Raw genomic sequence first — 13344 nt, forward strand, 5'->3', positions numbered from 1 at the left:
CTCCTCCTGTCAGTTGGCGGCGACGTTCGGGACCTTGCCGACGAACTCGTTCGTGTAGGTTTTCGTAAGGTCGATTTCAGCCGCGGCGACTTTTTCGTTGAAGCTCTTCAGGACGGCGAGCGGAGTTTTGATATCCTCGTCGTGGATATGCCCGTCCTTTGAGAAGATCGCCTTCGCGTTCTCGACCGCCTTGATGTAGGTGTCACGATCGCCGGAGATGAACTCCTTCGGCAGCTTGTCGACGATCTCTTCCGCGGAGTGGCTGTTCATCCACACGAGCGCTTTGACCGTCGCATTCGTGACCTTCTGGATCGTCTCGGGATTTTCCTCGATATAGCTCTGCGTGGCATAGAGGACGGAGGTTGGGTAGATCCCGCCATAGATCGCCTTGGCACCCTCGTCGCTGCGCCCGTCGATCAGGATCTTGCCGACGCCCTTGGCCTCGATGAAGGTCGCTGCCGGATCGTAGTTGACGAGGAGGTCGACCTTGCCCTGTTCAAGGGCCGCGACGGCCGCAGAGCCGGACCCAACGCCGATCAGCGAGATGTCGTCCGCGGACAAGCCGTTGCGCTGCAGGTAATAGCGGACGAAGAAATCGGAAGACGAGCCCGGCGAGGTAATCCCGACTTTTGCCCCCTTGATCGTTTCCGGTTTTTCAGGGTCGAACGTGCTGTTCTTGCCGCCAGCCAGCACTAGCCCGGAATTGCGGGCGAGCTGCACGAAGGCCACGACAGCCTTCTTCTGCGACTGCATCTGGATTGTATGGTCGTAGAAGCCGACGGCAATATCCGTCGAGCCGGCAACAAGCGCCTGAAGCGTCTTGGACCCGCCCGACGCGAAGTTTTCGACGGTCACCTCCAGGCCTTCCTGTTCGTAAAGGCCGAGCCCCTGGGCGACCGGAAAGGGAAGATTGTTGAGGTTGTAAGAGCCGACGCTGATGCGGACGGTATCCGCGAACGCGGAACCGGCAAAGGCGACGGTTGCCGCGAGGGCGAGCATGAGCTTGCGCATGATATTCTCCTCCTGTTGGTGGCGCCCTCCCGGCGGCCACGATCATTATGCCGCGCAACCCAGTTGCGTGACAGGTTTTGCGAATACATGTCCTTCGAACAGCCGCCTGGCGGTGCGAAGGATTCCGGCGACGATTTTGCCGTCCCTTTCGTAGAGTTTGACATCCAGGTGGCCGCTTGGGTGCTCTATGGAAAGAACAACTGGAGGGGTACGACCGCCCAGTAGAAGCGAAGCGACCGTATCCTGGCTTATGCAGGCGGTGGCGATCCCTACGGCGCCTGTGGTTGCGAGCGATGGATGGCATTGATGCGGCATGAAATACCGTACGCTGATGTCGCCTCCCGACTTTGCCGGGGAAATGAGCACCGGCTTCGGTGTTACCTGATCGCACACGTTTCCAAGGCCCATCCGTTCGCCAGCAGAGATGCGCAGCTTTTCCAGCCGTCCCAGCAGTTCCTGATCAGCATTGAGTTCAGCCGCGGACTCGAAGCCGGACGCGCCGATCGAGTCTGCCTCGATCAAAATCATCGGCATCGCGCAGTCGATACAGGTGACGGCCACACCATCGATCAAGTCGATTGGCTTGCCTGTGGGAAAGAGCTGACCGGTACGCGCCCCGGCTGCGTCCATGAAGGTCAATGCGATCGGCGCCGCCCGGCCGGGCACGCCGTCAATTGCAGCTTCGCCGAGATAGGAGACGCTGCCGTTCGGAGTGGGAACTTCGGCCTCGATCAGCTTGCTGGTGTTGACGTTGTGGATCCGCACGAGCGTCGTTTCTCCACGAACCGGCACAAGTCCAGCCTCGATGGCAAACGGGCCGACCGCAGCCAGCATGTTGCCGCAGTTTGGGGAGGTATCGACAATCTGTTGGTCGACCCGCACCTGAGCAAAGAGATAGTCCACATCGGCGCCAGGAATGCTGGCGGGCCCGACGATAGCCACCTTGCTCGTGACGGGGTTGCCGCCACCAATGCCGTCTATCTGCAACGGATGGCCCGAGCCCATGACGGACAGCAGGATCTTGTCACGCTGACCGGCAGCCGCGGGAAGATCGCTGGCCAAGAAGAAGGGACCCTTCGAGGTGCCGCCTCTCATCAGTACGCAAGGGATCGCCAACAGGTCGTTCATCGCTTGTGCTTCCGCCCGAATTATGTCATCGCCGTATTAATCAGCGCTATTTGATCCAATTATCGGAAGAGGCGTTTATTTGTGAAATGCTAAGAATCGGGGGATTGATGCGGAATGAGCATTAATTGCGAAATCCTTGATCTGCGAGCCTTCCTGAGCGTCGTAGAGTTGGAGAGTTTTCATCGCGCCGCCGACGCCTTGCACCTGTCACAGCCCGCGTTGAGCCGCCGCATTCAAAAACTGGAGCAGGTTATCGGAGCGCCTCTCTTGGAACGGACAACCAGGCACGTATCCGCGACGGCTCTCGGTACAGAGCTTGTGCCACTTGTCCGACGCATGCTGGAGGAGTTCGATGGCTCACTGTTTGCTGTCCGTGACGTTGGACCCAATCGAGGCGGATTGGTGACAATCGCATGCCTCCCCACCGCGGCATTCTACTTCCTGCCTACCGTCATCCGACAGTTCAATGAGGAATATCCGAACATCCGCTTTCGTATCCTCGACTTGCCGGCGACCGACGGTCTGCAAGCCGTCGCACGCGGGGAGGTGGAGTTCGGAATAAACATCATGGGCACGTCGGATCCGGACCTCACCTTCGAGCGGCTCGCGGAAGACCCGTTCGTGCTTGCAGCGCGCAAGGATCACCTTCTTGCAGCAAAGCCATGGGTCGGGTGGGCGGAACTGGAGCCCTATCATCTGATCACGGTTCATCGATCAAGTGGCAACAGAACGCTGCTCGACGCGGCACTGGCAAAATCGAATATCAAGCTTCGCTGGTTCTACGAGGTAACCCATCTATCCACCTCCCTCGGGTTGGTCGAGGCAGGCCTCGGGATTTCGGTGCTGCCAAGAATGGCAACCCCGCGAGAAGACCATCCATTTCTGATCACCCGCCCAATCCGCAATCCCGAGATATCACGCACTATCGGCGTGGTTCGCCGTCGTGGCGGCACCTTGTCGCCGGCGGCAGAGCGATTTCTCAAGATGCTGATAGATGTATGGGGAAGTGATTAAGAGGCGCTAAGAAATCGACAGCCGTTCGTTGCGTCGCCACGCGATAGACTGCAGAAACTCGCCGTCATCACAATCGCAGCTATCGTCCGATGGATCAGATAGCTGTCCGCACCACCGGATCGCCAGGCGAGCACAGCTGCGCCAGGGCCAGTCTCGCCTGGACCTCCGCATAGCGGCCACGCACGGCCGCTCGGAGCCACTGCTTCCAAGTACCGGCGATTCCTGCGATTTTGAACTTTTGCGACGTTCAAACGTTTTCCTTGTCCTCGCAAGTGCGCGGAGGACGTAGCCATGCGTCGCGACATGCAGCGTTTCATGATGATCGAACTGATCGCGGTCATTGCCGCGCTCGCGGTGGTGTCGGCGATCATGGTCGTCACGCTGCTTCCCGGCTGATCGAACCAGCGCAGAACATCACCGCATCTTCAATGAACAAGCTCGAAACAGAATTCGCCCCTGCAAGCCGATACGACACGGAGCGACTGCCCTTTGCCAAGCGGCTGGAAGATCTGCAGCCCGGCGAGTGCATCTGGCCGATCAACAGCGGCGGCCCGTATCTCTTCTGCGCGGCAAAGACCAATGGAAGATATTGCCCGCACCACAAGGCGAGATTGCTGCAGAAGAGGGGCGGACACGGCGACTGACAAAAGGGCAAGAAGCGCGGCAAGATTAGCCGCGGTTTCTGCCCTTCGACCAAGCGGTTACTCGTCAGTAAGATACGCGCAGGCCGCCGGGGCTCGACGCGCCGAAATCGGGAACGGGGTTCGGGCCGTACCATTGCGCATAAGTTGTGTTGCCGTCGCCGGTACTGGCGCATCCCGCGAGGGCCGCAACCGTCAATGCGGCAGCGATCAGACGTATAAGGGCCATAGTTTCTCCGATTCTGATTCGTCAGATGCAGCAGAAGTTGCGGCATTCGGAGCGGTCAGTCTATCTCATTCTTATGAGGTTCTTCTTTGGTCCAGCCCGAGGTCTCCTTCGGGCTGGAGCGTTGTTGGCGGTGATGCGCCTATATGTATGCTGCTGCTACGGCTGGTGGTTCTAATCAGCTGCACCCGCTCGTGGCACCGCACGTGTCGCACTTCTCGCAGGTGCCATTCCTGACCATCGTGAAGTTCTGGCACTCGGAGCACATGTTGCCGGTATAGCCCTGCATGATCGAGCGGGCGCGGCGCTCGGCTTCGACCTTCTTCGCCTCCGATTTGGCGGCAGCGGCTTCCGCGGCGGCCTTGTCGGAGAAGAGGGCGGTCACTTCCTGTTCGACCTCACCGGCGATCTCCTCGGCAAGCTCGGCGGCGCGCTCCTCGTAGTCGCGCTTGAAGGCGACGACTTCCGAGCTTGCCGCAGCCGTTGCCGGCTCCAGCTTGCGGACGGCATTGCCGGCGATCGAGGTGACGGTGGCGCCGATCGAGGAGCGAGCGGGGGCAGCGGTGGAAGCGCCCTTCGGCTCGGAGCGCTCGCCAGAGCCGCCGACGAGAGTCGGCTTGTAGCCGCGGGTCCAGCCGGTCGATACGAGATTGGTCTTGCCCTCCTGTATGCCGCGGCCAAGCGCCGTGTTGCTGAAATCGGACGTGTCGACATGGGCAAGATCGTGGCGGCCGAGATAGGAGACGGCGAGTTCGCGGAATACGTAGTCGAGGATCGACGTCGCGTTCTTGATCGCATCGTTGCCCTGGACCATGCCGGCCGGCTCGAACTTGGTGAAGGTGAATGCCTCCACATATTCCTCGAGCGGCACGCCATATTGCAGGCCGAGGGAGATGGCGATTGCGAAGTTGTTCATCATCGCGCGGAAGGCGGCACCTTCCTTATGCATGTCGATAAAGATCTCGCCCAAGCGCCCATCGCCGAATTCTCCGGTCCGCAGATAGACCTTGTGGCCGCCGACGATGGCCTTCTGGGTATAGCCCTGGCGGCGGTTCGGCAGTTTCTCGCGGGCGCGCACCACCTTCTCGATGACGCGCTCGACGATCTTCTCGGTGATGGCGACGGCTTGTGCGGCGGCCGGCGCTTGCATCAGCTCTTCGATTGCCTCTTCCTCGTCTTCGTCCTCGATCAGCGAAGCGTTGAGCGGCTGCGACAGCTTGGAGCCGTCGCGGTAGAGCGCGTTCGCCTTGAGCGCGAGCTTCCAGGAAAGCATATAGGCGTTCTTGCAATCCTCGACGGTCGCTTCGTTCGCCATGTTGATCGTCTTGGAGATCGCGCCGGAGATGAAGGGCTGGGCAGCCGCCATCATGCGGATGTGGCTTTCGACCGAAAGGTAGCGCTTACCAATCTTGCCGCAGGGATTGGCGCAATCGAAGACCGGCAGGTGCTCGGCCTTCAGGAACGGCGCACCCTCGAGCGTCATCGCGCCGCAGACGTGGATATTGGCGGCTTCGATGTCCTTCCTGGAGAAGCCGATATGCTCGAGCAGGTTGAAGTCCATCGAGGCGAGCTGTTCGTCGCTGACCTTCAGCGTCTCTTTCAGGAAGTCGGCGCCGAGCGTCCACTGATTGAAGACGAACTTGATGTCGAAGGCGGATTTGAGAGCCGCGTTCACCGCATCGATCTTCTCGTCGGCGAAGCCCTTGGCCTTCAGCGTCGTCGGATTGATTGCCGGCGCCTGGTTGAGGTTGCCATGGCCGACCGCATAGGCCTCGATCTCGGCGATCTGGCTCTCCGAATAGCCGAGCGTTCTGAGCGCCTCGGGCACGGCGCGGTTGATGATCTTGAAATAGCCGCCGCCGGCGAGCTTCTTGAACTTCACCAGCGCAAAATCGGGCTCGATGCCGGTGGTGTCGCAATCCATGACGAGGCCGATCGTGCCGGTCGGCGCGATCACCGTCGCCTGGGCGTTGCGGTAGCCGTGCTTCTCGCCGAGCTCGACGGCTTGATCCCAGGCGCTCTTGGCATGCGCGACCAGATCCTGGTCCGGGCAATCGGCGTGGACGAGCGCGACCGGGTTGACCGACAGGCCCTCGTAGCCGGAGGTCTCGCCATGCGCCGCGCGGCGATGGTTGCGCATCACGCGCAGCATGTTGTCGCGGTTCGGCGCAAAGCCGGGGAAGGGGCCGAGCTTGGCTGAGATTTCGGCCGAAGTCGCATAGGCAATACCGGTCATGATCGCCGTCAGCGCGCCGGCGATGGCGCGTCCCTCGGGCGAATCATAGGGAATGCCCGACGACATCAGAAGGCCGCCGATATTGGCATAGCCGAGGCCGAGCGTGCGGTACTCATAAGAGAGCTCGGCGATTTCGCGCGACGGGAACTGAGCCATCATCACCGAGACTTCGAGCACGATCGTCCAGAGGCGGACGGCATGTTCGTAGTCGGCGATGTTGATCCGCTTGGTCGCCGCATCCTTGAACTGCATCAGGTTGAGCGAAGCGAGGTTGCAGGCCGTGTCGTCGAGGAACATGTATTCCGAGCACGGGTTCGACGCGCGGATCGGGCCGGCCGCCGGGCAGGTGTGCCAGTCGTTCATCGTCGTGTTGAAGTGCAGCCCCGGATCGGCGGAAGCCCAGGCGGCATAGGAGATCGACTCCCAGAGGTCACGTGCCTTGACCGTCTTCATCACCCGGCCATCCTTGCGGGCGGTCAGGTGCCAGTCGCCGTCGGCCTCGACCGCGCGCAGGAAGTCGTCCTTGATGGAGACGGAGTTGTTGGAGTTCTGTCCGGAGACCGTCAGATAGGCTTCCGAATCCCAGTCGGTGTCATAGGTCTTGAACTGGATATCCTTGTAGCCCTGGCGCGCGAACTGGATGACGCGCTTGACGTAGTTTTCCGGCACCAACGCCTGCTTGGCGGCGCGGATCTCGCGCTTCAAGGCCGGGTTCTGCTTGGGGTCGAAGCACGCATCGTCGCTGCCGTCGCAATTGACGCAGGCCTTCATGATAGCCTTCAGGTGCTTGGCGACGATCTTCGAGCCGGTGACGAGCGCGGCAACCTTCTGCTCTTCCTTGACCTTCCAGTTGATGTATTCCTCGATGTCCGGATGGTCGATGTCAACGACCACCATCTTGGCGGCGCGGCGCGTCGTGCCGCCCGACTTGATGGCGCCGGCGGCGCGGTCGCCGATCTTCAGGAAGCTCATGAGGCCGGAGGACTTGCCGCCGCCCGACAGCTTTTCCCCCTCGGCGCGAAGCTGTGAGAAGTTGGAGCCGGTGCCGGAGCCGTATTTGAACAGACGCGCTTCCCGCACCCACAGATCCATGATGCCGCCCTCGTTGACGAGGTCGTCGGCGACCGACTGGATGAAGCATGCATGCGGCTGGGGATGTTCGTAAGCGGACTTGGACTTCGTCAGCTTGCCGGTGAAGGGGTCGACATAGAAGTGGCCCTGGCCGGGACCGTCAATGCCATAGGCCCAGTGCAGGCCGGTATTGAACCATTGCGGCGAATTCGGCGCGACGCGCTGGGTGGCGAGCATATAGGCAAGCTCGTCTCGGAAGGCGCTGGCATCCTCTTCCGTGTCGAAATAGCCGCCCTTCCAGCCCCAATAGGTCCAGGTGCCGGCAAGGCGATCGAAGACCTGGCGAGCGTCGGTTTCCGAGCCGAATTGCTCCTCCTTCCGCAGCGCCTTCTGCGCTTCGGTGTCCGGTACCGAGCGCCAGAGAAAGGAGGGTACGTCGTTTTCCTCGACGCGCTTCAGCTTTGAAGGGACACCCGCCTTGCGGAAATACTTCTGCGCGAGGATGTCGGCGGCAACCTGGGAGAACTGCGCCGGCACATCGATGTTCTCAAGACGGAAAACGATTGAGCCGTCCGGGTTCTTGATCTCACTCGTCGCCTTGCGGAATTCTATCTCGGCATAGGCGGATTGCCCTGCCTTGGTGAACCGGCGTTCGATCTTCATTGTCCCGTCCTTTGTTGCCATGCGCCAAGGCGCAGTTAACCCCGCCCGGCCGCGAGGTCTCTCGCAGCCAGCTTCCAGCTTCCGTTCTCTCAAGGAAACCCAGACCTGGGTGCTCCTGTATCTTGTGATAATGCTGGCTGCAAACACTAAATATAGTATTAACAGGTTGTTTACGCCAGCCTGAATGTCGCTTCGGCGCCCCGAAAAATCGCGCAGGAATTCCCACTGCGGCCAGGCGGCATCACCCGCTCGATCGCATGCCGGAACCGACGATTTGTGGAAATGAACCGGCCTCTCAACTTTCCGGTTCGCCGCCGTCGCAACTTGCAATCCATTAACCGTGAATCGCCGCTCAGCGTCAAGGGGTGGTTTGTGACGCAATTTTGAACGCTACATCTTGTGTGGACGGATTGTGGAAAACGGGGACATCAGCCAAGCCCTTGAAAATCAGGGGCTTCCGTTGATTGCCTGCAACAGAGCCGAAATGACCGGCGCGCGACCAGATTTTTCAGGGGTAAAAAAACAGGTAAAGAAGCAACACTCCACGCCACCGGCGATTGCACCGAAACCGAAACCGTGGTGAGCGCCTGTGATTCGGTGACGGCACATTTGAAGTTTCAAGCTTCTCCGCAGCACTCGGGGAACGTTACGGCATGTGAATCACGCTGCGACAGGGGACGAAGTGATTCGGCTCCGAGGGCGCAAACCCGGTCTAGCCCTCCACGCGCTTCTGCAATTCCCTCGCGCCGTTCGGCGCGTTGACCTTGCCCGAACTGATGAAGAAGGCGAAGACGTCGCGTGGCGCCTTTTCAGGTTTTCGCTGAGGCGCGCTCTTCTCCAAGCCGTCCGGCTCGTCGCCGGCGGCAAAGGTCTTCAGCCGCTCTGCCCAACGGTCGAGACCGTCCGGCGGATAGCAGGTCTTCACCTCGTCGCTGCCCTTTTGCAAGCGGGCATAGACGAAGTCTGCGGTCACGTCGGCAATCATCGGATAATCCTCGTGCTCGGCGAGCACGACCGCCACCCTGTACTTGTCGAGCAGCTTCACGAAATCCTGCACCTGGAAAGAAGGATGGCGGACTTCGACGACATGGCGGAGCGTCAAGCCGTCCTGCTTCTCCGGCAGCAGCTTCAGGAATCCCTCGAAATCGTCCGGCTCGAATTTCTTGGTCGGCGCGAGCTGCCAGAGGATGGGGAAGGCGATCGCCCAATTCCGTCAAGCCTTGGGTGAGAAAACGCTCCATCGAATCGCCGGCTTCCGCAAGCACCTTGCGGTTCGTCACGTAGCGGCTGGCCTTGAGCGAGAAGACGAAGCCATCCGGAACCTCTGCTGCCCATTTGGCGAAGGTCTCCGGCTTCTGCGAGCTGTAATAGGTACCGTTGACCTCGATCGCGCGCAGCTCCCTGCCGGCATATTCAAGCTGCCGCTTCTTCGGAAGATCGGCAGGGTAGAAACTTGCCTCCCATGGCTCGAAATTCCAGCCGCCGATACCGACGCGGATTTTTCCGGTTGCTGCCATCGTCTCCTCCTCCGCTCTCAGCCAGGGCCGCTCATTCTCGACGTGCACGGTTCGCGGCCGATCACTCCGCCGCCACCACCTTCTTCATCGGCCGGCGCTCGAGAAGCTCCTTCAGGAACTGACCGGTATAGGAGCGCGGCTCCTTGACGACGTCTTCCGGCGTACCCCTGGCGATGACCTCGCCGCCGCCGTCGCCGCCCTCGGGGCCGAAATCGATGATCCAGTCGGCTGTCTTGATGACTTCGAGATTGTGCTCGATGACGACGACGGAATTGCCCTGGTTGACGAGCTCATGCAGAACTTCAAGAAGCTTGGCTACGTCGTGGAAATGCAAGCCGGTTGTCGGCTCGTCCAGGATATAGAGTGTCCGCCCGGTGGACCGCTTCGACAGTTCCTTGGCGAGCTTCACGCGTTGCGCTTCGCCGCCCGATAGCGTGTTCGCCTGCTGTCCGATCTTGATATAGCCGAGTCCCACCTGATTGAGCGTCACCAGCTTGTCGCGCACTGCCGGCACCGCCGAGAAGAACTCGACGCCTTCCTCCACGGTCATGTCGAGCACGTCGGCGATCGACTTGCCCTTGAAATGGACATCGAGCGTTTCGCGGTTGTAGCGCTTGCCATGGCAGACGTCGCAGGTCACGTAAACGTCGGGCAGGAAGTGCATCTCGATCTTGATGACGCCGTCGCCCTGGCAGGCCTCGCAGCGACCGCCCTTGACATTGAAGGAGAAGCGGCCCGGCTGGTAGCCGCGCGCCTTCGCCTCCGGCAGCCCCGCGAACCAGTCGCGAATTGGCGTGAAGGCACCGGTGTAGGTCGCCGGATTTGAGCGCGGCGTACGGCCAATCGGCGACTGGTCGATGTCGATCACCTTGTCGATGTGCTCGAAGCCGTCGATGCGGTCGTGATCGGCCGGATTCTCGCGCGCGCCCATGATGCGCCGAGCGGCCGCCTTGTAGAGCGTTTCGATGAGGAAGGTGGATTTGCCGCCGCCCGAAACTCCGGTAACCGCGGTGAAAACACCGAGCGGAATCGATGCCGTGACATTCTTCAGATTGTTAGCGCGTGCGCCTACAACCGTGATTTCCTTTTTCTTTTTCGGCTTGCGTCTTTCGCTCGGGACGGCAACGGAAAGCTCGCCCGCGAGATATTTGCCGGTCAGCGACTTCGGGCTGGCCATGATCTCCGAAGGCGTGCCTTCGGCCACGATCTCGCCGCCGTGGATGCCGGCCGCCGGTCCGATGTCGACGACGTAGTCCGCCGTCAGGATCGCGTCCTCGTCATGCTCGACGACGATCACCGTGTTGCCGATGTCGCGCAGATGCCTCAGCGTGTCGAGAAGGCGGGCGTTGTCGCGCTGGTGCAGCCCGATCGACGGCTCGTCGAGCACGTAGAGCACGCCGGTCAGGCCGGAGCCGATCTGCGAGGCGAGGCGGATGCGCTGGCTTTCGCCGCCGGAAAGCGTTCCGGAATTGCGCGAGAGGCTCAAATATTCAAGCCCGACGTCGTTCAGGAAACGCAGCCGCTCGCGGATCTCCTTGAGGATCCGCACTGCGATCTCGTTCTGCTTGGTGCTGAGGTGCTGCGGCAGTGTCTCGAACCAATCGCGCGCGGCCCGGATCGACATGTCGGTGACTTCGCCGATATGCAGCTCGTTGATCTTGACGGCGAGCGCTTCCGGCTTCAGCCGATAGCCGGCGCAGGCGGGGCAGGGCGCGGCCGACATGAAGCGCTCGATCTCCTCGCGGGCCCAGGCGCTGTCGGTCTCCTTCCAGCGTCGCTCGAGATTGGGCACGACGCCCTCGAAGGTCTTGGTCGTGTTGTAGGCGCGAGCGCCGTCCTGATAGTGAAAGGTTATCTTCTCTTCCGTGCCGTAGAGGATCGCCTTTTGCGCCTCCGCTGAAAGCTCGCTCCAGCGATTGCCGAGCTTGAATCCGAAAACCTTGCCCAGGGCCTCGAGGGTCTGGTTGTAGTAGGGCGAGGTGGACTTCGCCCATGGCCCGATGGCGCCATCGCGCAAGGTCCTGTTCGGCTCCGGAACGACCAGTGCCTCATCGATCTTCTGCTGACTGCCGAGACCGTCGCAGGTCGTGCAGGCGCCGAACGGATTGTTGAAAGAGAAAAGCCGTGGCTCGATTTCGGGGATGGTGAAGCCGGAGACGGGGCAGGCGAACTTCTCCGAGAAAAGTACGCGCTCGTGCGTCTCGTTGAGCGACTTGTTGGCCGATCCGCCAGCTGCGGTTTCCTCCGGCGGCAACGGCCGGTCAGCGAACTCAGCGATCGCCAGGCCATCGGCAAGCGTCAGGCTGGTCTCGAGGCTGTCTGCGAGGCGGGCGGCGAGATCCGGCCGGACGACGACGCGGTCGACGACGACCTCGATGTCGTGCTTGTACTTCTTGTCGAGCGCCGGGACGTCAGCGATCTCGTAGAACTGGCCGTCGACCTTGACGCGCTGAAAACCCTTCTTCATCAGCTCGGCGAGTTCCTTCCTGTACTCGCCTTTGCGGCCGCGCACGAGCGGCGCCAGGATGTAAAGGCGCGTGCCTTCGTCGAATTCCAGCACGCGGTCGACCATCTGGCTGACAGTCTGGCTCTCGATCGGGAGGCCCGTGGCCGGTGAGTAGGGCACGCCGACGCGGGCAAAGAGCAGACGGAGATAATCGTAGATCTCGGTGACGGTCCCGACGGTTGAACGCGGATTGCGCGAGGTCGTCTTCTGCTCGATCGAGATTGCCGGCGAAAGCCCGTCGATCTGGTCGACATCCGGTTTCTGCATCATCTCGAGGAACTGCCGGGCGTAGGCCGACAGGCTCTCGACATAGCGGCGCTGTCCTTCCGCATAGATCGTGTCGAAGGCGAGCGAGGATTTTCCAGACCCGGAAAGTCCCGTCATCACGATCAGCTTGTTGCGCGGCAGGTCGAGGTCGATGCCCTTGAGGTTATGCTCGCGCGCGCCGCGAATGGAGATGGTCTTGAGTTCGCTCATCGGAAGCCAGCTTTGCACATCGTCGAAAGCCCCCTATGTAATGACGACTGCGCCCATGTCGAGGCGCAATCGACTAGGAGGCGGGTCAATTGCGATTCGGTTGACAGGATAATAAGGCTTCTATAGAACAAAAAAAGAACAAATATGGCGGCTAAGCTGGTAATTCAGCTGTGGATTATGCGCGGCGCGGGGCGTATCGATAACGAGTGATCGCTAAGATGCGCGCTCTTACAATTTTGAATGCCGGGCCGGCGGCCCGGCGGAAAGCACGGGAAAAGCGAGATGGCTGGTAGCGTCAACAAGGTGATCTTGATCGGAAATGTCGGGGCCGACCCGGAAATCCGGCGTACGCAGGACGGCCGTCCGATCGCCAATCTGCGTATCGCAACCTCAGAAAGCTGGCGCGACCGCAATTCCGGCGAGCGCCGCGAGAAGACGGAATGGCACAATGTCGTCGTCTTTAGCGAGGGTCTTTGCAAGGTCGTCGAGCAATATGTGAAGAAGGGTGCCAAGCTCTACATCGAAGGCCAGTTGCAGACGCGCAAATGGCAGGACCAGAACGGCAATGACCGCTACACGACCGAAGTTGTGCTGCAGGGCTTCAACTCGACGCTGACCATGCTCGACGGTCGGGGCGAGGGTGGCGGCGCAGGCCGCGGCGGCAGTGATTACGCCGGGGGCTTCGGTGGTGGCGGCTACGAAGACTACGACCAGCCGCGGCAGTCCTCAGGCGGACGCTCCGGTGGGCAGCCGAACCAGGGCGGCAGCAATTTCTCGCGCGATCTCGACGACGATATTCCGTTCTGATCGTCCGCGTGTGGATTGACATTCATTCGGCCCGCCTACTGCATGTC

The 13344-nt window shown here is 60.9% G+C and carries 8 protein-coding genes and 1 pseudogene; 3 read left to right on the forward strand and 6 right to left on the reverse strand.

The window, feature by feature from the left end; translation table 11 throughout:
- Positions 1-9: 9 nt before the first annotated feature.
- Complete coding sequence (locus tag J2Z31_RS24980; protein ID WP_209605748.1) at positions 10-1011, reverse strand: ABC transporter substrate-binding protein; 1002 nt, start codon at positions 1009-1011, stop codon at positions 10-12.
- 45 nt (positions 1012-1056) lie between these two features.
- Positions 1057-2139, reverse strand: a complete 1083-nt coding sequence (locus J2Z31_RS24985; protein ID WP_209605750.1) for a 4-oxalomesaconate tautomerase — start codon at positions 2137-2139, stop codon at positions 1057-1059.
- Between the two features lie 114 nt (positions 2140-2253).
- Between J2Z31_RS24985 and J2Z31_RS24990 the strand changes: the two genes are divergently transcribed.
- Both J2Z31_RS24990 and J2Z31_RS24995 read left to right on the forward strand, forming a co-directional pair.
- Complete coding sequence (locus J2Z31_RS24990; RefSeq protein ID WP_209605752.1) at positions 2254-3153, forward strand: LysR family transcriptional regulator; 900 nt, start codon at positions 2254-2256, stop codon at positions 3151-3153.
- Positions 3154-3581: 428 nt separating this feature from the next.
- Complete coding sequence (locus J2Z31_RS24995) at positions 3582-3797, forward strand: GcrA cell cycle regulator (protein WP_209605754.1); 216 nt, start codon at positions 3582-3584, stop codon at positions 3795-3797.
- A gap of 64 nt (positions 3798-3861) precedes the next feature.
- On the opposite strand, the gene J2Z31_RS25000 is transcribed toward J2Z31_RS24995, so the two are convergent.
- The 4 genes and pseudogenes from J2Z31_RS25000 to uvrA form a co-directional block, all read right to left on the reverse strand.
- A complete protein-coding gene (locus tag J2Z31_RS25000; RefSeq protein ID WP_209605756.1) occupies positions 3862-4023 on the reverse strand; it encodes a hypothetical protein in 162 nt (53 codons plus the stop codon).
- 175 nt (positions 4024-4198) lie between these two features.
- Positions 4199-7990, reverse strand: a complete 3792-nt coding sequence (locus J2Z31_RS25005; RefSeq protein WP_209605758.1) for a vitamin B12-dependent ribonucleotide reductase — start codon at positions 7988-7990, stop codon at positions 4199-4201.
- 712 nt (positions 7991-8702) lie between these two features.
- Positions 8703-9507: pseudogene (locus J2Z31_RS25010) on the reverse strand (DUF72 domain-containing protein).
- 61 nt (positions 9508-9568) lie between these two features.
- Positions 9569-12490 carry an excinuclease ABC subunit UvrA gene (gene uvrA, locus J2Z31_RS25015; RefSeq protein ID WP_209605760.1) on the reverse strand — a complete coding sequence of 974 codons (2922 nt, stop codon included), beginning with the start codon at positions 12488-12490 and terminating at the stop codon, positions 9569-9571.
- Positions 12491-12772: 282 nt separating this feature from the next.
- On the opposite strand from uvrA, the gene J2Z31_RS25020 reads away from it, so the two are divergent.
- Positions 12773-13297 carry a single-stranded DNA-binding protein gene (locus J2Z31_RS25020; protein ID WP_209605762.1) on the forward strand — a complete coding sequence of 175 codons (525 nt, stop codon included), beginning with the start codon at positions 12773-12775 and terminating at the stop codon, positions 13295-13297.
- Positions 13298-13344 lie beyond the last annotated feature (47 nt).

This window comes from Sinorhizobium kostiense (genome assembly GCF_017874595.1).
GTDB classification, from domain to species: Bacteria; Pseudomonadota; Alphaproteobacteria; order Rhizobiales; family Rhizobiaceae; genus Sinorhizobium; species Sinorhizobium kostiense.